This window comes from Mucilaginibacter sp. BGA-UO-ETr-C110 (assembly GCF_059567985.1).
Genome location: NZ_JCAQPB010000002.1, coordinates 6605091 through 6625774 on the forward strand (window position 1 = coordinate 6605091; position 20684 = coordinate 6625774).

At 44.7% G+C, this 20684-nt stretch carries 17 protein-coding genes; 5 read left to right on the top strand and 12 right to left on the bottom strand.

Features of this window, described 5'->3' with window-relative positions:
* Positions 1-8 precede the first annotated feature (8 nt).
* The 3 genes from AC57BQ_RS28430 (at position 9) to AC57BQ_RS28440 (ending at position 3720) form a co-directional block, all read left to right on the top strand.
* Positions 9-1352, top strand: a complete 1344-nt coding sequence (locus tag AC57BQ_RS28430) for an acetylxylan esterase (RefSeq protein ID WP_496409436.1) — start codon at positions 9-11, stop codon at positions 1350-1352.
* 218 nt (positions 1353-1570) lie between these two features.
* On the top strand, positions 1571-2386 hold the full coding sequence (locus AC57BQ_RS28435) for a hypothetical protein (RefSeq protein ID WP_496409437.1): 816 nt from the start codon (positions 1571-1573) through the stop codon (positions 2384-2386).
* A gap of 20 nt (positions 2387-2406) precedes the next feature.
* Positions 2407-3720: an acetylxylan esterase gene (locus AC57BQ_RS28440; protein ID WP_496409438.1), complete on the top strand. Its 1314-nt coding sequence runs from the start codon at positions 2407-2409 to the stop codon at positions 3718-3720.
* Between the two features lie 167 nt (positions 3721-3887).
* Here AC57BQ_RS28440 and AC57BQ_RS28445 read toward each other — a convergent pair whose 3' ends face one another.
* From AC57BQ_RS28445 to AC57BQ_RS28485, 9 genes are all read right to left on the bottom strand, one after another.
* On the bottom strand, positions 3888-4361 hold the full coding sequence (locus tag AC57BQ_RS28445; RefSeq protein ID WP_496409439.1) for an SRPBCC family protein: 474 nt from the start codon (positions 4359-4361) through the stop codon (positions 3888-3890).
* Positions 4362-4409: 48 nt separating this feature from the next.
* Positions 4410-5246, bottom strand: coding sequence for a sulfurtransferase (locus AC57BQ_RS28450; RefSeq protein WP_496409440.1), 837 nt, complete (start codon positions 5244-5246; stop codon positions 4410-4412).
* 60 nt (positions 5247-5306) lie between these two features.
* A complete protein-coding gene (locus AC57BQ_RS28455) occupies positions 5307-5780 on the bottom strand; it encodes a ribonuclease H-like YkuK family protein (RefSeq protein WP_090473820.1) in 474 nt (157 codons plus the stop codon).
* A gap of 292 nt (positions 5781-6072) precedes the next feature.
* A complete protein-coding gene (locus AC57BQ_RS28460; protein ID WP_496409441.1) occupies positions 6073-6807 on the bottom strand; it encodes a lysophospholipid acyltransferase family protein in 735 nt (244 codons plus the stop codon).
* A 40-nt stretch (positions 6808-6847) separates the two neighbouring features.
* Positions 6848-7408, bottom strand: a complete 561-nt coding sequence (locus AC57BQ_RS28465) for an NUDIX domain-containing protein (protein ID WP_496409442.1) — start codon at positions 7406-7408, stop codon at positions 6848-6850.
* Between the two features lie 133 nt (positions 7409-7541).
* Positions 7542-7904, bottom strand: a complete 363-nt coding sequence (locus AC57BQ_RS28470) for a nuclear transport factor 2 family protein (RefSeq protein ID WP_496409443.1) — start codon at positions 7902-7904, stop codon at positions 7542-7544.
* Positions 7905-7930: 26 nt separating this feature from the next.
* Complete coding sequence (locus AC57BQ_RS28475) at positions 7931-8377, bottom strand: nuclear transport factor 2 family protein (RefSeq protein ID WP_496409444.1); 447 nt, start codon at positions 8375-8377, stop codon at positions 7931-7933.
* Between the two features lie 100 nt (positions 8378-8477).
* Positions 8478-9056: a Crp/Fnr family transcriptional regulator gene (locus tag AC57BQ_RS28480; protein WP_496409445.1), complete on the bottom strand. Its 579-nt coding sequence runs from the start codon at positions 9054-9056 to the stop codon at positions 8478-8480.
* A gap of 40 nt (positions 9057-9096) precedes the next feature.
* A complete protein-coding gene (locus AC57BQ_RS28485; protein WP_496409446.1) occupies positions 9097-9720 on the bottom strand; it encodes a LysE family transporter in 624 nt (207 codons plus the stop codon).
* 159 nt (positions 9721-9879) lie between these two features.
* Between AC57BQ_RS28485 and AC57BQ_RS28490 the strand changes: the two genes are divergently transcribed.
* Positions 9880-10809 (top strand): cobalamin-binding protein, encoded by a 930-nt coding sequence (locus AC57BQ_RS28490; RefSeq protein WP_496409447.1) that lies wholly within the window; start codon positions 9880-9882, stop codon positions 10807-10809.
* Positions 10810-10997: 188 nt separating this feature from the next.
* Complete coding sequence (locus tag AC57BQ_RS28495; protein ID WP_496409448.1) at positions 10998-13553, top strand: family 20 glycosylhydrolase; 2556 nt, start codon at positions 10998-11000, stop codon at positions 13551-13553.
* 180 nt (positions 13554-13733) lie between these two features.
* Here the strand turns inward: AC57BQ_RS28495 and AC57BQ_RS28500 are convergent, their stop codons facing one another.
* The 3 genes from AC57BQ_RS28500 to AC57BQ_RS28510 all read right to left on the bottom strand — a co-directional run bounded on the left by AC57BQ_RS28500 (position 13734) and on the right by AC57BQ_RS28510 (position 20663).
* The gene (locus AC57BQ_RS28500) at positions 13734-15821 is read right to left on the bottom strand and encodes a TonB-dependent receptor (protein ID WP_496409449.1); all 2088 of its coding nucleotides are present in this window, start codon (positions 15819-15821) and stop codon (positions 13734-13736) included.
* A 333-nt stretch (positions 15822-16154) separates the two neighbouring features.
* Positions 16155-18290, bottom strand: a complete 2136-nt coding sequence (locus tag AC57BQ_RS28505) for a carbohydrate binding family 9 domain-containing protein (RefSeq protein ID WP_496409450.1) — start codon at positions 18288-18290, stop codon at positions 16155-16157.
* Between the two features lie 330 nt (positions 18291-18620).
* Positions 18621-20663: a glycoside hydrolase family 31 protein gene (locus tag AC57BQ_RS28510; RefSeq protein WP_496409500.1), complete on the bottom strand. Its 2043-nt coding sequence runs from the start codon at positions 20661-20663 to the stop codon at positions 18621-18623.
* Positions 20664-20684: the final 21 nt, after the last annotated feature.

A 20684-nucleotide genomic window follows, 5' to 3' on the forward strand; every position in this document is an offset into this window, starting at 1 on the left:
CATTAGCGATGCGTAACATCAATACATATTTAAAATGGACCTTGTTTATACTACTGATCGTGATCATCCCGGTAGTTAAAGCCCATGCGTTGTCCCTGCAGCAAAAGAATAAGGAGGGCGAAGTGATACTGGATGCTAAACCGGCTAACAAAAGCGCGCTATTTAAAGAGGGTGAGGAAATCAGCTATAAACTAAGCGTAAAAAACACTTACAATGAAAAACAGGAAGGTAAATTCTCTTACATTGTAACTTCTGATGATGGTAAAAAGATCTTCGAAAATACGGCCGATTTTTCTGTTGGCGCCGGAAGCTCTAAAAGTCTGAGCGTAAAAGTAGCACCGAAAGGGGCTGGCTTTTACCATATCAATTTCATGTTTAACTTATCAGCGTATGATGATACGGTGCGAAAGGTTTTTGGGGTGAACCCTGAGGCCATTACCTCTGTATTGCATAAGCCTGATGATTTTGATCAGTTTTGGGAGCAAACTCGCCAGCAGTTGTCAAAAGTATCGCCGCAGTATAAAGTGATATTTCGTCCGGACCTGTCAACCAAATACAAAAAGGTTTACTCGGTAGAAATGAAATCATACGAAAACCTGCTGATCCGTGGTTGGCTGGTGATCCCTACCGATGGCAGTAAATTTCCGGTGCATTACCGTGTGCCCGGTTATGTGGTAGAGCTTAAACCCAATATGGATAACGACGACTATATAGCGTTTGATATCAACGTTCGTGGTAATGGCAATAGTAAAGATGTGGTGCATATCAACACCGATAATTATAGCACAACCAACATTCAGGATAAAGACAAATACATTTATCGCGGCGTTTATATGGACTGCCTGCGCGGACTCGATTTTTTGTACTCGCATGCCAATCTCGGTATTGATACCTCCAAAATATTTGTAGAAGGTGGCAGCCAGGGTGGCGCACTGGCTGTAGTTACCGCCGGCCTCGATAAAAGGGTTAAGGTACTCACCATGCAGGTACCATTGTATGCAGACATCCGCGATAATTACAGTATATCGGCATCATACAAAGAGCAGGTGGTTCCGTTTAAAATGTTCAGGCAATATAAAAACCGGCACCCTGAATTTAGCTGGGAGCAGTTTTATGCCACGTTTGATTATTATGATCCGCAAAATTTTGCACCGATGGTAAAATGCCCGGTATTGATGGGCATCGGTTTGCTGGATCAGTTTTGCCCGCCGCGTTGCAGCATGGCACTATTTAATCATCTGAGCAGTACCAATAAGGAATTTGTGTGTGTACCAAATTCCACACATGAGGTAGATTTTAACTATTTCATGTTCCAAAACCTTTGGGTTCGCGAAAAATTCCGCATACCCTGATTACGGCACGGTATTAGACTACCCTATGGCGTGTAAGGATTTGAGAGAGTTATTTATAGCAATAAAAATAACGAAATGGTATTTGCGCGGAACGAGGCAATCTCCTGAAGATGGGAACGATGCGACTATATGAAGAAGGAGTTGCTTCACGCCCGCAAATTGAAATCAAGCACCTTGTAAATATGATCTTTAAAACTACTTTATATAAATGCTTACCAATGGCTGTTGTGCTGCTCATCGTAGTGCAAAGTAAAAGCTATGCAGGCGGCGGTTTTCCGGTTAGGCCGGGCAGGCTTACTTTATCCCCATCGGTAAGTTACTTTTTTGCCAATAAGCAATGGGACTCGAATAGTAATAAAGGCCCTTTTGCGGATAATGGTAAATTTTCTTCATTAAGCACATCATTATACGCCGAATATGGCCTCAGCAGGCGTTTTACCTTGTCCGCCTTAATACCCTATGCGGCTAATACTTATAAGGATAACACGGCAACCTATAAAAATTCGGGATTTGGGGATGCCGAAGTTGGCATACGGTATTATCTGGCCAATATCAACTACAAATACTATTTCAGTTTACAGGCTACAGCCATTATACCTATGTATACCAATCTTAACCTGGGTTATAACCAAAAAGGTGGCGAATTAAGGCTTGCCTTTGCGGGCAGCGGGCACCTGTTTGGCAAAAATAGCTACTTTATACTGGAGAACGGCGTGCGCGAATACTTTGGCTATGAGTCGGTTTTTCAGGATAGGTATAATGCTACTTATGGCTTAACACTGGATAAAAAATTCAGGGAGCAGATATCACTAAGCTTTGGCGGATTTTATGCGAGTAGTGATAACAAATCGTTTTCACCAAACCCCAATACCAGTAAAAACTTTGCCTTTAACCAGGTATCAGTAAGTTACGGGCATTCGTTCAGCAAAAAGGTTGCCCTGTTTATAAGCGGTGGAACTTTTGTAACCGGCAGAAATACCGGCGCGGGCAGTAATATTTCGGCATCGTTAAATTATCATATTGATACTAAGTAAATAGCCAGATGGTAAAAACGTTGAATAAAATTAAATATATATTTATCCTGTTTATCAGTTCTTGCATGGTCTGTATAGGTTTTGCAGGTAACGCTAAACCCGCATCAAAAGCTGATGAAGAGGTGGTAACCAAACTGGTAGCCCACAGCGACGATGGTATTTTTAATTCAAATGCCAGTTATACTTTCGAGGTAAAAAACACTTATCATACTGATCAAACTGGGCGCGTGGCTTACGTGGTTACCACGCCAGCAGGTAAACCCTTGCTGCGGGATTCTATCAGCGTTAAGATCTCCAAAAACAGTAGTAACAGCTATAACTTTACCATACCGGCCATGAAACCGGGTTTTTATAAGATCAATTTCACGATCAATGTATCTGATTATGACGATACCACCAAACGTGTTTTTGGCATAAGACCAAAAGAGATCAAGTCAAGCCATCCACGTCCGGCTGATTTTGACAACTTTTGGCAAACGGCTAAGTCGCAATTGGGAGCCGTTAAACCCAACTATAAAGTAACTGAAAAGCCAGAATTGGAAAAAGATAACCGCCGTGTTTTCCTGTTCGAGATGAAGTCATTGGATGATATTACGGTACGTGGTTGGTTAACTATACCCAAAGGCAGCAGCAAGAACCGTAAGTTTCCGGTATTTGTAGGCTTGCCTGGCTACCAGGTTGATCTGAAACCGATGCTGGGTGAGGACGAGGATCTGGCCATCATTACCATTAATGTACGCGGACAGGGCAACAGCCGCGATGTGATACACCCTAAACGCCCCGATTACATTACCCTCAATATCGAAGACAAGAATAAATATGTGCTGCGTGGCGCCATTATGGATTGTATACGTACCATTGATTTTATCTGTTCGCGAACAGATCTGGACTCTACCCGTATCGAAATATCGGGTGGCAGTATGGGTGGCTTCCTGGCGGTGGCATTAGCAGGTTTAGATAACCGCATCAAGCTGGTATCGGCCCAAAATCCTATTCTCGGTGATATCCGCGACCTGGCTGGTGTGGCTGAATGGCCTATCAATGATATTAAAGAATATGTTGCGAACAGGCCCACTCTGAGCTATAACAAGGTGATGGATAACCTGGATTATTATGATATCAAGAACTTTGCACCAACTATTAAATCGTCCATCATGGTAGGGCTTGGTTTACTTGACCATCTGGCACCACCGACAAACTCCTTTATTTTTTACAATAACATTCCTTCTAAGTACGCTACCATCCGTATCTACAAAGATCTGGGGCACGAAGTACCCAAGTCATTCCTGGATGAGGATGGGCATAAGATGCGAGATGTTTTTGGATTGTTTTAATGTGATCTATTCACGCGTCATTGCGAGGTACGAAGCAATCCCTATGCTATACAGAGCGAAGTAGACCTTCGATATTGACCTGCCTATGTAGAGATTGCTTCGTACCTCGCAATGACGGGTTTGTTGTTCTCTTGATTCTTAACTCTTGTTTCTTGACTCTAACGGCCTTACCCCTGCATCTTCCCAAACAATTTCTCAATGGCCTTTTCCCGAAAAGCGAAGATCTCCTTTACTTTATTGGCTACAAATAGGGTGTTGCTCAATCTGCCTAAAATACCATAGGGGATAGCGTAATGTAAAATATCGTTCATCAATACACCACCCTTGATTTCCTTAAAATGATGCTGATGGTGCCATAGTGCGTAAGGGCCAAAGCGTTGCTCGTCAGCAAAATATTGTTTGTCGGCTACATGGGTTATTTCGGTCATCCAGTTCATGTTGATGCCCAGTAGCGGTGCTATTTTATAGGTAATGATCATGCCCGGATATATTTTGGTATCAGCAGTATAATCAGATGTTACCACGAATCGCACATCGGGTGGAGTGATCTTAGCCAGGTTTAATGGCGACGAGAAAAAATCCCAGGCCGTATCCAAACTAATGGGGATGGCCTGTTCTGTTTTTAATACGTATGATTTCATCAAAAGGCTGACAATCCGAGAGTGTTTATTGTTTGAACTGGTAATAATTTACCGGTGCGTGGTACCAACGGGTAAATCCCTGCGCGACCATTCGCTCCAGGAACCCACATATAGTTTGGGTCCGATGATGCCGGCATAAGCCATTCCCAGCAGGGTGTGGCAAGCCGTAACACCCGATCCGCAATGAACGATCACCTGGCTATGGTCTACCTGGTCAATGGCATCGTTGTAAAGCTGTCGCAGGGTTTCTGCCGGAAGATATTTACCATCAGCATCCAGGTTATAAATATAGGGCAGATTAAGTGCGCCCGGGATATGGCCGGCTATCAGATCTATCGGTTCGGTTTGGCCCAGGTAACGTGGTGTTTCGCGGACATCTATCACCATACGGCTTTCATCATGCGCTGCGCTGCCGGTTTCTTCAATACCAACCGTGCCTTCAAATTCACCGCTTACAGGGTAAGGGGATACTGGCGTTGGTGTATACTCCTCAGTGCTTAATTCAATGCCGGCTTTTATCGCGGCATTCAGGCCACCATTCAGTACCTGTACATGGCTGTGACCAATAGCGTTGAGCATCCACCAGAAACGGGCACCGCCAAAAGCGCCGGCCTTGTCGTCATAAACTACTACATGGCTTTCAGGAGTTATACTCAGTTTACCAAGCAAAGCTGCAAAAGCATGAATATCAGGTAGCGGGTGCCTTCCGCCCAGAGAAGCATCGGTAACTTTAGAAGCAAGATCTTTATCAAGATCAACAAAAGCCGCGGTTTTCAGATGGCCGGCAAGGTAGCGTTGGTGTGCATCCTGCCCGGCACGGGCGTCGATAAGAATGGTATTCGCGCCGGACAAAGCCGGATCGTTGATTTCTATTAGTGGCGACATAGGTATGTTCGATTTGTATAAAAATCAAATATAAATACGCCGCAGCTACTTTTGCGCTTTTTACTGCACTATTTTATTGGCACAGTAGGAGCTGGCAAAAGCTTCGGGTTTGGCCTTAAATACAAAGCCCATGCTTAAAATATAACCCATAGCCTCATGCAGGGCCTGGTTTGATTTAAACATCGGGTTGGTGTTGATATCGGCATGTACCTCCAGATCAACATCATACAAGTCAAGCAGATCGCAAAGCTTGTAAGCAATGTCGATCGACTTTTGTACTTCGCTCAGCATCCTTTCTTTGATGCTCATTTTTTGCGAGGTACGCTCCTGGTGAATGAACATGAAACCGCCGCGTTGCTCCCGTAAAAAAACAATAACGGTTGCAAAATCGGTTACAGCCCCTTTCACCTGTGAGTCGGTGCCGATACATACTTTGAGTTTGTTGCCGAGGGCAGCCTCTCTTTCAATCGCTCTTTCAACCTCCTCTAAAATGGACGATTGGATAACCTCGCCACTGAATTTTCTCCAGGTCATAAAATTTGTATTAGGTAAATTTTTGCCGACCTTTTTTATGGGTCTATAAAAATAAGCGATAAGGTTTCATATTAACGTAAACACTACGTCATTTATTTGTTAACATTTAACTGATTATTAACACGTTGGATGGTTTTGTTGAACAATGATTTAAGGAGGGCATGCTGATAAAGACACAAACAAACATCTTTAATAGGAACTGAAAAATATGAAGACGCATAATTGCATTCCCTTGCGGAGTGCAAGGAGGAGGGTGATTTGAAAAGTTAAATTTTGGTGAGCTTAGCGGAAATTATGCGTTTAGTGCTTCCCTAATGCGGTTTTCGGCTTCCAGTACCAGGTCTTCCATGGGTGCGTTGCCAGGTTCAATAGGGGCAAGTACTTCCCAGGTCATAGGCGTAAAAGTATTGAGCGGATAGTAACCATAGCGGATCATTTTCCAGGAATCTTTGATGGCAATGGGCACCAGCAGCGCCTCGGGGCATTTTTTTAATATGGTAGCGATGCCGCCCACCTGGAAACTTTTTACGTCGCCATTTTTGGAGCGCGTACCTTCGGGAAATATCACTGCCGACCATTTATTCTCTTTCATGCGCAAGGCCAGTTTAACAATTTCTGCAATGGACTGGCGCGAATCTTTACGATCGATATTAGCGCCGCCACCATGTTTCAGGTTATAAGAGATGGATGGAATACCTTTGGTCAACTCAATTTTTGAGATAAATTTTGCATGGTATTTGCGCAGGTGCCAAATAAGCGGCGGTATATCAAACAAGCTTTGATGATTAGCCAAAAATATAATAGGGCGACCAGTTGGCAGGTTTTGCTTATTGATAAAAGTAACCGTGTTGCCCAACAGATAAGCCGTACTTAGCAAACACAGGTTTAAAGCATCAACCGAGCGTTTATGGGCAGCATATCCAAACAAACGGAAGCTCACCCACTGTATGGGATGAAAGATAAGGAGTGCCAAAAAAAATGCTAGAATAGCAAAGGGAGACAAAATATAGCCTAAAAACTTTTTCATCGACCAGCAAATTTAATTTTTTTTGAGCAAATGAGCCGTTTTATAAGCGATTTTCTAACAAAAGTAATTGCACTTTTAACACAGCCGCTACGGTTACAGAGTCGGTGATCCGGCCGTCGCACACCATCTGGTATACATCAGCAAACGGAACTTTGTGGATGATCAATTGTTCGGTATCCTCAGGCTCGGCCTCAAACTGGCTAAGGTCCCTAGCCAGGTAAATAATACTGAGCTCATCACTTACAGAATTACTCAGATGCATGCGTTGAATTTCTGTCCACTGGCTGGCTTTCAAACCAGTTTCTTCTAATAGTTCACGTTTAGCTGACTCGAGCGGATCTGTACCTTCAGGGCCGCCGCCTTCTGGTATTTCCCAGCTATATTGATTAAGCGGGAAACGGAATTGCCCCACCAGGTAAGTGTTTAGTTCCTCATCAAGTGGTATTACACCAATAGCTGTGTTTTTAAAGTGTACCTGGCCGTAAATACCCGGATTACCCGATGGGTTGATAACCTGGTACTCGGTAACGTTTATCCAGGGGTTATCATAAACGTTTTTTTCTGATGTTATTTTCCAGGGGTTTTCTTCAGGATGGTGCATAGGGTTAAAAATAGTAAACGCCCGGCAAAATCCACCAATTTATTCCTGAGCTTTACCAAAAACTATGGTATTACCATCCGGGTCGTTAACGGCGCAATTGCGTACGCCATATTCACGGTTGTTCAGTGTTATATTATTTAGTAACCCCATCTACAAAAACCAAAAAAGAAGTTATATGTCCGTCTGTGATGGTAAATATATCCTGTCCGGTTATAGTATCAGGCTTTCCTTTAGGTCCAAACTGCCAGGAAAGAATAGTTCTGCTATGATGCGTTTCTATCGGTTTGGCTATAGTGAATTCAAATCCGGGATGTTGCTTTAACAAATGATCGATAAAGTCATTTACTTCGGCCCTGCCGTTTAAAATTACTTCGGGGTCAATTACTTGAATATTATCCGCATAAATTTCATTGGCTAACGTCAAACGTTTTGCATGGTCGGGTTCAGTCCAGATCCTTAGATGCGCTTCCACCAGTTGTTTCATTTCTGTATTCATTTTTTAAATGCTTCATGTGGAATTGATTAAAACTTATCTTCTTTAAAAGCTTTTTCAATCTGATGTGAATCTTCCAGCATCAATAATCTGACGATAAGACCATTTGCTATTGTAAACCGCATAACAAAAGGTTCTTTGAATTTTTTACCGGTAGCTTTTACGGTTCTGCCAGCTTTTCCAAAAACTGCTGCTTCTGTGCCATCAATAAAGGTGTGATCCATTTCAAAATCATCTTCGACTGTGTGGTGAGCTTCTATGAGTTGTTGCAAAGCGATGATCACTTCCCGTTTGCCGTTTTTTTTGCCGGTCCAGGGCATATAAGGCGATTCTGCGATATAAAAGTCCACATCATCCGCCATATATTGGGCAATTACCTCCGGATTATTTTCAGCAGTTCCCAGGAAGAAACCGTTTAATACCCGCTGAGTTTCCTCACTTTCTTTTGATAGTTCTATGTTGTTGTATTTTGACATGACTGATAAATTTTAACGCAAAGTTCAGCCATACGCCCCGGGAAAAAATTGATATTTGATTCAAAAATTCTTGATAAATGTCAAGAGAATTTTTAACAGGTTATTTAGTGGAAACCTGTTTTCTTATCCTGCTTAATGTTTCGGGGGTAATGCCCAGGTAAGAAGCCAGTATGTTCCTTGGCGTACGATTAGCTAAATTGGGGAAGGACTTTAAGAATTGACTATATTTTTCTTCTGCGCTTGATTGCAAGGTAGTGTTGATACGTTCGTGTGTAGCGTTTAAACTGCGTTGTAATATCTGATTAACCATATCCTTAAATGCCGGGATCTTTTCACAGATCATTTCGTAATTTAACTTACTGATAAGTAACACCACAGAGTCTTCAATTGCATCGATATAATATTTTGATGGGGCGCCTTCCATTAAGCTCAAGCGGTCGGCGATCCACCAATTTTCTGTGGCAAAGTAAACGGTATGTTCTGTACCCCGGTCATCAACGCTATACTTCCGTAAAAAGCCATCACATACAAATCCGTTAAAGGTGCACACATCACCTTCCGATAATAAAAATTGGTGTTTTCGGAGTTTTTTGATAACACTTACCGATTCTATGAGTTGATAATCATCCGCAGCAATGATGATCTTATCTTCAAGGTATTTACGAAAGCGACTGAACATGAATCAAAAATACAAAAGAGCGGCTAATAAGCCCCGTGTATTAGTGTTTAAAAAATGATAGGTAAATCTGTTTTACGATATGATACCCTGCGAAAGCAAAGAACAGAATCGCAATACCCGTATTGATGAAACGCGTGCTCAGTGCAAATTTTTGCTGCATGTATTTGGCAAACCTGGCGTATAGAAAAAGGCAAAGAAATGCTCCCGCGGCAGAGCCGATGCTAAAAATGATGAGCGCTATGCGACCATCCAGTATCCATTCATGAGTAATGAGGTAGGTACCGGTCACCATCCAAAAAGGTACCTGCATCGGGTTCAAAAAACCAAGCAGTATGCCGTATTTGATACTGGCATGTTCGGAGTAATGGGTTTCGGGTGGTTTGTTGCGGTTTATCCAGGTTACAGTACCCAAAACACCGAATAGGATCACCATGACCCAGTCGATAATGACAGCTAACCTTAATTCGCCCGATAACCAGCGGGCAGCATGCATGATGAAGTAGGTAAAGAAAAACTCAACGCATGAAAAAGCGGTAATAAAACGAATAGCTTCCTTCATCCCCCGGTTAATGGTGATCTGTATCAGCGTAAGGTTTATATTTCCGGGGGGGACGTAACCAATAAAATTGGCAATGATCCCGATAAAAAAGGTTAGGAATATCATTGGCGCAAAGATAAGCTGCAAATGTGCAAATTTCAAATGTGCAGATTATAGATGTGCAGATTTTTGCCCGCGCCATGATACGCACATTTAATCTATCATTTGCACATCAAATAAATCATCCGCACATTTGCACATCTGCATATTTGCACATCTGTTAACATGTCAACTGATAAAATAGTTTCCTTACTACCATCCGCTACCGAAATCATCTGTGCCCTGGGACTTGAAAATAACCTGGTAGGCCGCTCACATGAGTGCGATTATCCCGCATCTGTAAAACAATTGCCGGTATGTACCGAAGCTAATTTTCCGGATAATTTAAGTAGTAATGAGATAGATGTAAAGGTAAAAGAGATCCTTGCCGATGCACTGTCGGTATATACGGTAAAACGCGAACAGATCAAAGAATTAGCGCCTGATGTAGTGATCACACAGGATCAATGCGAAGTTTGCGCCGTTTCCCTGGCCGACGTGGAGCTGGCACTGGATGATTACCTGGAAAAAAAGGCCCGCATTGTTTCGCTGCAACCCAACAGCCTGGAAGATATCCTGAATGATATTATCATGATAGCTAAAGCATTGAATGTTCCCGAAGCGGGTGCCGAACTGGTAGAGAACCTAGTTGAGCGTATAGATATCATCAAACATAAATTAAAATTCAGCGAAAGCCGGCCCACGGTAGCCTGTATCGAATGGCTCGACCCCATGATGGTATCTGGTAACTGGGTGCCCGGCCTGGTAAAAATTGCAGGAGGCACTCCTGTATTGGTAGGGGAAGATGGTAAACATTCGCCCTATGTACAATGGGATGATATCCGCCTGCAGGATCCCGAATTTTTAGTGGTGATGCCCTGCGGTTTTTCTATCGAAAGAACCCTTAAAGAAATAGATATTTTAATGAGCCTGCCCGGCTTTACAGAGCTTAAGGCGGTCAAAAACAACCAGCTTTTTATAGTTGATGGTAACCAATACTTTAACCGCCCTGGTCCGCGTATTGTTGATTCCATTGAGATACTGGCCGAAATACTCAGACCTAAACAGTTTGCCTTTGGTTATGAAGGCGAAGGATGGATCAGGTTTGGAGTATGATTTTTGGAGTAAGGATTTTGGGAACAAAGAGCAAGGACTTTTTCTTTTTTTGCTCTAAAAATCCTTGCTCCTTGCTCTCCTCGTCCTTGCTCTCAAAGGGTCTTCTTAAAATTATTTAAAAAGTATAGCTAAAATTGAAATGTTAAATTATATTTACCATTCAATCTATTATCAATCACGGTTATACTATGCGAAAAATTATTACAACAATGCTGGTTGCTGCGTTTTTCATGAGCACAGCTTTTACCCTTCATCATGATATCAAGTTTAATGTAGCCGATCTGCACATTACCTGGCAGGTGGTTGATAATAATTATCAGAATAAAAACCAGGCGCTTACCGCCTTGATCATCACCAATAGCGGGCATGAAGTATTACCTGCCGGCGGATGGAAGTTCTACTTTAACTCAGGTCGTGGTTTTGTAGAGCATACGGTAAGTAATAACGCCAAAATAAACCAGGTGAATGGCGACTTATACAGCATCACCCCAACTGAAGGTTTTAAGGAATTGAAACCCGGTGCATCAGCCCGTATAGAATATATTAATGACGACCCGGTAGTGAACGCCACGGATGCCCCCGAAGGTATTTACCTGGTTTGGGACGCGCAACCCGAAAAAGGTTACTCCATCACCTCGTTTACTGTCGAACCATACAAGCCCACCTACCAGGGTTTGATAACCCCTGAAATTGTTTTCGACAGAAATAAAAATATTGCCGATATCCCGGCCGATCAGTTGCCAAAAGTTTTTCCTACACCCTCAAGCTACCAGGAAACCGGCGGTACATTTACCCTGGATGATAAGATAAGCGTTGTTGCCGATAAAGATTTTACAAAAGAGGCCGGCCAACTAAAAGCAGGTTTAAATCAATTGCTGATCAACCCGATCACTGGTACATCCAAAACCTCGGTTATCAGTTTAACTAAAGTAAACGGACTTGCTCCGGAGGCTTATGAATTAAAGGTAACACCGCAGGGTATCACCATCAATGCTTCTACCAGTACCGGCGCTTTTTATGGTGTTCAATCTTTAAGGTCGCTGATACCGGCCGCCACTTTTGCCAAAAAACAAAAATCGGTACAGATACCAGGTGTTGATGTAAAAGACCAGCCCCGCTTTGGCTACCGTGCCGTGATGCTGGATGTGGCCCGTAATTTTCAACCGAAAAAGCAGGTGTTGAAATTGCTGGAAGCTATGAGCCTGTATAAACTGAACGCTCTGCACCTGCATTTAACCGATGATGAAGGCTGGCGACTGGAACTGCCATCGCTGCCTGAACTAACTTCGGTGGGAGCTAAGCGTGGCCATACTTTGGATAGCAAACATTTTTTACCAGCATCGCATGGTTCCGGTCCGGATGTGAATAATACCGTAGGTACCGGGTTTTACAGTCGTGCCGATTATATCGAGATCTTAAGATACGCCACAGATCGCCACATTGCGGTGATTCCCGAAATTGAAACACCCGGTCACGCCCGTGCACCTATCAAAGCGATGGATGCCCGGTACGATCGCCTGATGGCCGAAGGTAAAAAAGCCGATGCCGAAAAATACCTGCTGCGCGATCTGAATGATAAATCTGAATATCGCTCGGTGCAGTATTGGAACGATAACGTGATCGATGTGTCGCTGCCATCAACCTATAACTTTGTAGAAACCGTAGTGAGCGATGTTGCTGCTCTTTACAAAGAAGCAGGCGCACCGCTGCAAACTATCCATTTTGGTGGCGACGAAGTGCCTGCACATGTGTGGGAAAAATCGCCTGCTTATCTGGCCTTAAAGGCAAGTCACCCGGAGATACAAAGCACTAACGATCTGTGGTATTACTTTTATGGCCGCGTGAACGACATACTAAAAGCCAAAGGCCTGTTGCTTTCCGGCTGGGAAGAAATGGCCCTGCGCAAAACCACGCTGGATGGTCATCCGGCTTATGTGCCTAACCCCGATTTTACCAAAGAGCACTTACAAGCCGATGTATGGAACAACGTACTGGGCGACGGGCAGGAAGACCTCGCTTACCGTTTAGCCAATGCCGGTTATAAAGTGGTGCTTACCTGTGTTACCAATTTGTACTTTGACATGGCCAGCTACAAATCTTTTGACGAGCCGGGTTATTATTGGGGTGCGTTTTTAGGTATCGATAAATTTTACTCCTTTATCCCTTTTGACTATTTCAAAAATGCCGATGTAGATAAAAATGGTAACCCCATTAACCGCTCCTTATTTATAGGCAAACAACGCCTTACCGATTATGGCAAAGGCAACATAGTAGGTTTACAAGGCGCGCTTTGGGCTGAAACCGTGAAGAGCACCGAGCGTATGGACTATATGATATTCCCCCGTTTGCTGGCACTGGCCGAGCGTGCCTGGGCACCTGATCCGCAATGGGCAACAGAAACAGATCCGGTTAAGGCAAAACAGGAATATGAAACAGCATGGTCGGGCTTTTTGAATGTTTTGGGTAAACGTGAACTGCCGCGTTTAAGCTACTACGAAGGTGGTTATAATTACCGTATCCCAAAACCGGGTATCAGTCTGCAGGATGGCAAATACCTGAGCAATATTGATTATCCAGGCTTAACCATCCGCTATACTACCAACGGTAAAGATCCGGATGAAAAAAGCAAAGTATATACAGGTCCGGTAAATTACAATGGCGGCGTGATCAAATTCCGCGCCTTTGATGTGAAGGGTCGTGGCGGCAATGTAGCCGAAGGCGGAAGCAATGGCCTGAACCTTTAGTCCATAGTCGATGGTCGATAGTCCATGGTTTGCTTGAATAGAAAAGATTTGAATAATGAGAGACACATGTAATGTGTCTCTACAAAAAATGAAACGTAGAGACGCATAACATGCGTCTCTTTTTGTTATGTAAGAAATACTATGACCATGGTCTATGGACTATCGACCATGGTCCATAGACTAAAACACCACCCCCATGCCCACAGTATAATTCCGCAATGGCGATGCGTTATAGTAGCGGTTGCCTACGGCGTTTAGGTCGTTACCCAGACTGTATTTCTGGTTCAGGATATTATCGGCACCGGCATAAATTTCCAGGTGGGTTCTATGACCGATGATAGGCTGCCAGCTTACTTTGGCTTGTAACAGGTTATAGCTCCCGGCATAAACCGTATTGCCATCATTCAGCGGAATTTTGGAAGTATAATTATGCTGGGCAAATACCGACAGGTTGTACGGCACCCTCAATTGCAAACTGCTCACAAAAACATTGCGCGGCACACCCGTAAGGTTATTGCCCGAGTAACTGGCGTTGGTTACCGCATCTACATAATTCCTGAAAGTAAACTTACTATAGGTGTACGATTCATTAAACTGTAATCCTCTTACAAAATGAGTATTGTTTGGCCGGATAAGCCAATCGGTAAACGACAGTTCAACACCAGGTTGATTGGTACCCCCGGCGTTGATATAATGCTCGGTTTCATCAGCATTTACACGGCGCACAATAGCATTACTGATACGATAGTAAAACGCCGATACATCCAGGAACAGGGTCTCGTCCTGGTTACGCAGGCGGAAACCGGTTTCGTAATTCCAGCCGGTTTGGGCTTGCAGCGTGGTGTTTACAATATTGTCGGTTGGCCGTACCTCAGCAGTGGTAGGGGTAGAGTAGCCCCGGCTTACGGATGCCCTCCATATAAAGTTATTGGTTACCTGGTAGCTCAGAGCTAATCTCGGCATCAGCTGCGGACTAAAATTGCGATTGGTAAAGCTGGTTTGGGCCAGCGGATAGATGTTCTTAAAATCATAGCCATACCAGTTCAGGCTCAGCGCAGCTTCCAAATGCAGGCGTTTATAAATATCCGCCGAGTAACGGGCAAATATAAAATGCTGGTTGGTGTGGATATAATCGCTGGTTTGGGTGGTATCTTTTGCACCCCGCTTATTACCATAATTGCTGATCACAGAGTTGGTTTGCTGCCATTCCATCCCCAGGTTCACCTTCCAATTAATATTTTCATGAGGTAAACCGGCCAACTCAAAATAGGTGCGGAAACCAAAGGTATTTTCGCCACGCTGCTCATAGTTGGTAATAAACGGGTTAGCAAAATCAACATGGTTGCCAAAAACCGACAATACGTTACGGATCCGATCGCTGAAGTGATACTCATTCACCAAGCCGGCCAGGTACATGGTAGTACTGATACCGATATGTTGCTGTAAAGCCCCCGGGATGGTTGGTGTAGGTAGTCTGGCCTGGCGCGGATCGGCGGTAAACTGCGCAAGGTTTAGTCCGCCTGGTGTTTGGTAAGTAAGATCGGAGTATAAACCTAAAAAGCGTAACTCATTTTTACCACTGTAGTTCCATTTGTCTGCCACTTGTATGTAGTTGCGACTCATGTTACTGTTTTGCCGATAGCCCTGGTAGGCCTGGTAGCTTTGGTTAATGCTCAACAGGTTTTTACCAAATTGCTGCTGTATATTGGCTTTCTCATGAAAAAGTCCGTATGAGCCGGTATTGATACCGATAGATCTGTAGCTCGTATCGGCATAGCGGTTTACCGGGCTCAGTAAAACAACTCCGCCCGAGTTGGCGCCAAATAAGCTGCCATCGGGTCCTTTCAATATTTCTATGCTGGGTACGCTGGCAATATCCACTGCGTTTAAATAGGTGTTGCCGCCTGCATCGGTCAAAGGGATTTCGTCAAAATAAATTTTCACGTCTCTCACCCCAAAAGGCGACCGTAGTAAACTACCCCTGATCGACAAGCGGTAACTACCCGGCGAACGCTCTTCGGCCCGAACACCTGGCACGGTATTCAACGCGCTTACGAATGAATTATCGGGCTGTAGTTTTAGCTGCGCAGCACCCAGCACGCTTACCGAAGCAGGTACACTGAGTACCGGCTGTTCACTCAGGTAACCTTTAACTGTAACGGCTTGCAGGTGGGTGGTATCCCTTTTGGATGTCGTTTTGGAAGTTTGCGCAACAGCATTTGCTGCTACAATAAAACCGAAAAATAAGGTAGTATAAGTTTTTAACATGGGTAAACAGGTAGAACCCAAAAATATGTGTTTTAACCTTTAAAACCATGTGGGTTTAGGTAACAAATTAAAAGCAGGGATAAGGGCGATTCTGCAGTCGCTCGGCTCCAGCCGAGTGACCATTATTACCCGGCCTCCGGCCGCTGCGAAAAACAGTGCTATATTCGAATCGCAGGCCAGAGGCCTGCAAATAGTCGTCACTCGGCAGGAGCCGAGCGACTGCGAAAGCACTCAGGAGCAGTCAGTCTGAGCTAGTCGAAGACTCGTGCGTGAAAGGCCCTACCCACCATGCTTCGACGGCGCTCAGCATGACATCCATTTTTGCAAATGCTTCTACAAATTACACCAATACGTCCACTTCACTACCAACTGCCGGTTCTTGACCATAAAGGGCGATGGCGTGTTGTTATCGCCATAAACAATAAAAAAGTCGGATGCCGGTTTGTAGCGCCATTGCATGCGGATGTTAGTATTGATGTTACGGATCTGTCCGTTATATTGTATGTAGGTGGTAAAGTAAAGCTTGTTGCTTACCGTAATATCTGTACGCGGACCGATGAGCCAGAAACTGGTATTGCCATAGGGCTGTTCCATCCGCAGATCGTTAAAAGAGCTGTTTACCGAGATGTTCACATAAGGCTGAAAACGGTAACCTAACTGCATAGTGACGGTAGTTTTATGACCGTTTTGATAATAGCCACCATAAGCGGTTTCGGCCAGGTAGGTAAACAGTGCCTGGGGTTTGGATACAAACTGCGCGTCGACGGTATTCCAGTGGTTTTCTGTGCCTATGGGCAACAGCGGCTTGCCGGTATTGGTCGGGTCAAAAGGTACCAGCAGTTTGATATAATCATTAATGGCCGATAGCGTAAAAGTGCTGCGGTTACGCAGGGTGATGAGATAGGAGAGCGTGCTTTCGTTATCGGTACGCTTAAACTGTTCATCAAAATAATAGTTGGATACCAGTTGTATCCCGTGACTCAATATCCCACCTGCTTTTGGAAAGAAATTACGCAGCAACAGCGGACTGATCTTATTATAGCCAGTCCGTGGTACGTAGCCTACACCAGCCGTATAGTTTTTGCCTACGTATTCGTCCTGTAGATAAGCCGTCCAGTATTTACTGAGGTATTGGAGGTGACCCGCAGCTACGATGTCATGTCCCTTCAGTCCGGGGGTAAATGATTTAATGCCGAGCAGTTTACCCGTGAGTAAATTATTGGATGATGCCAGGTTAAACTCCATACCCACATTGCGGTTGTACTGTGTGCCCGGCGTAGCTGTTCCTGTAGCATCCTTATTGATAAACATAAAGCCGATATTGGAGCGGGCGAATACACGGCGCTGCAGGGTAAGTACGCCATAATTTTGTGCGGGTGAAGCTGCTGCATCTGCCTCACCGGTTTGTATATCCATGAGACCTACGCGCCAGTCCTTATCAATTTTCCCGGTGAGCCGGGTGCCAAAGCGGATGGGCGCATTAAGCCCGATGCGGCGCGAAAAAAATGGCCGGATATCGGAATAGCCGAAGTTGGCGAACAGGTCGCCGTTCTCTAAAAAGAACTGGCGCTTTTCCGGGAAGAACAGTTCATATCGATTCAGGTTAACCACCTGCTGATCCACGTCCACCTGCGAAAAATCGGGGTTCACGGTCAGGTCCAGGTTGAGGGATGAGGTAAGACCAATCTTAGCATCACCGCCGATCTCCTTTTTCCAGGTGGTACCGGTTTTGGCCTGGTAGTCTTTGGATATGCCGCCTAATGCGTAAGGAATGAGCGAAATATTGGTACCAGCTTCAGGTGGTGGCTCATCCCAAACCAATGATCCGGTGTAGGCCAGCGAAGCCGTCGGGAATTGCCGGGGAACGGGTGCCCAGCTCGATTTTTCGGTGGTTTTAAGGTCGTTGCGACTAAAATTAATACCCCAAATATCAACACCCTTTTTATACCGGATACTTTTAAAAGGGATGGACGCTTCAAACACCCAGCGATCGGGATAGTTTTTTACTACTGATACCCATTTGTTATCCCAGCTCAGGTCGACTTTGCCGCCCTCGTACATGGTACCATCCCATTGGGCTCCTGCGGCGTTGGAGCCAAAGCTAAAGCCATCGGTACGGGCATCAAAGGGGTCGAGGAAAAATATAAAATTGTCGTTTTTTAGAAAAGCAAAATCCCGCTTCATCGATTCAACCATGTATTGCCCTGTTCCCCGGGTATAACAGGTGGCAATAATGTAGATGTTGCTGTTGTCATAAGTCATCCGTACCTGGGTTTGTAGGGTGGCCTTACTGGTATCCATGGGAAGTACCATAAAGAAGCTGCTGGTGGAGTCGGTTTTATACCAGGCATCGTCCATCATCCCGTCAATAACAATTGGCCCTGTTGATTTGCGGATGTGATATTGATAAGCGGCATTCTTTTTTTGTGCCGATGCCGTAAAAGCAAACAGGCAAAATACCATCAGCATTAATGTTTTTCCTGGTGATAAAGGATGAGTAAAATTCAAAATTAATGCTTTGTATAGGTTTTATTAAATCGATTTACTTAGATGCGGTAAGTTAGCGATTTACGGTGTTTTGCAAAAATTAATTAACAGATCATCCCGAATTTATTTCGTGATCCCACATGCATGGCTCCGGTCGGTTGTCTTCCTACCTCGCAATGACGCGCAAAAAGGAATCCCCTCTTTCCGCCGAAGGCGAAGAGAGAGGATTCAGTGAAGCGCAGATCGGGTGAGTCGATTCTGCGGTCGATGTTTACAGGTAGGAATAACTTTATTTATCTAAATATATCTTCATTACAAATTCACCACCAAGGTCTTTCCGGCATATTTAACCACCTTATCTGCCTTGTCGGTTACCTCCACATTGGCTCCATGGCTGCCTTTTACCACCACAACATTAAAGGTGCGGCTTTTTAACATTCCGGGGAATTTACCCTTGGTATCGGATATCGTGAGTTTGCGGGTTTTGTCGTTCCAGTTGAGGTTGAAAGTAGCGTATTGTCCTTTTTCGTAGTTGTAATTATCGTTTTCATCCTCGTAAAATTTAAATGAACCATCAGCACCTGGATAAATGCGCAGCTCGATGTTATCGGCCGGTTTTTCGGTGGCGTATTCCATATGCGGACCCATTGGGATGATGGAACCTGCTTTTACATAAAGCGGCAGTATGTCAATCGGCGCGGCAGCGCTAATGGTTTGTCCACCGTCAAGTAGTTCGCCTGTCCAGAAGTCGTACCATTTACTGGCGGCAGGCAGATATACCNAGTTATCGTTCTCATCCTCGTAAAATTTAAATGAACCATCAGCACCTGGATAAATGCGCAGTTCGATGTTATCGGCCGGTTTTTCGGTGGCGTATTCCATATGCGGACCCATTGGGATGATGGAACCTGCTTTTACATAAAGCGGCAGTATGTCAATCGGCGCGGCAGCGCTAATGGTTTGTCCACCGTCAAGTAGTTCGCCTGTCCAGAAGTCGTACCATTTACTGGCGGCAGGCAGATATACCTGGCGGGCCTTGGCTTTTTTGTCGGCATCGGCCGATGTATACAGTTGCTCGGTAACCGGATTTACCATCAATGCCGGACCGAACATATACTGATCGGGTATGCCATAAACTTTGCTGTCGTCCCTGAAATCAAAAGCCAGCGAACGCATGATGGTATAGTTATCAGTAGTAACGCGACCAGCCAGCGAGTAGATGTATGGCAACAAGCGGTAACGCAACTTATCAAAATTCAGCAGGATGGCTTTGGTTTTATCATCCCAGTTTTTGCTGAACAGGGCACGCTCGCCTTTACCATGTACACGGAAGATAGGACAAAATGTACCAAACTGGAACCAGCGGGTAAACAGCTCGCGCTTATCGGGTTGCGACCAATCGGCAGCCTTCCAGTGGAAGTGATAACCACCAATGTCTGATGTCCAGTAAGGGATGCCCGATACGCCGGTGTTGATACCCTGGGGCACCTGGTTCTTAAAGTCCTTAAAAGTACACTCAATATCACCTGACCATAAGGTTGAAGCATTACGCTGTTCCCCGGCAAAGGATTGCCTTACCAGGAAGAAAGCGCGCTTGCCCGGAATATCCCTGCGCCAGCCTTCGTAAACCCCCTTGGTATGCTGTAACGAATAGGTATTAAAATAATCGATCCCTTTACCAATACTAAAATTGCTTTGGCGGCGGGCATCCTGCAAAGCGCCATTATCCGGCTCGCACTGGTCTATCCACCAGGCATCCCAGCCATAGCGTTTGATGAGACTGTCGCGAGCCTGGTCCCAGTACAGTTCTCGGGCTTTAGGGTTGTGGGCATCGTAATAGGTATCAAAAGTGTGGGTAACTACGTTATCCCAGGTAATATCGGTTAGGCCGCCCATTTTTTGCAAGGCATCATAATTAGGCGTGCCTTTACCAAACACAGGCCATATGGAGATCATGGCATGCAGGTTGGCCTTGTGCAATTCATCTATTAATTGCTGCGGATGCGGGTAACGCTCCGGTTTCATCACGTGCGAACCAATAGGCAGCGGATCCCAGTAATACCAGTCCTGTACCAGTACATCAACCGGGATATGGTTGTTGCGGTAATTATCTTTAACGCTGATGATCTCGTCCTCGCTCATATACCTGTCTTGCGATTGGAACAAACCAAAGGCCCATTTGCCAAACATGGGTGCTTTGCCGGTGGCGGTACGGTAGGCATCAATGATATGATCAAAGCCGGGGCCGTAGAAGAAGAAATAGTCCACCTGTTTGCCGCTTTCGGATACATATTTGAACTTGGTATTATCAGCTTCGGCGCCGTAAAAATTGGATGCCGAGTAATTATCCCACATCAGGCCATAGCCTTTGGTTGA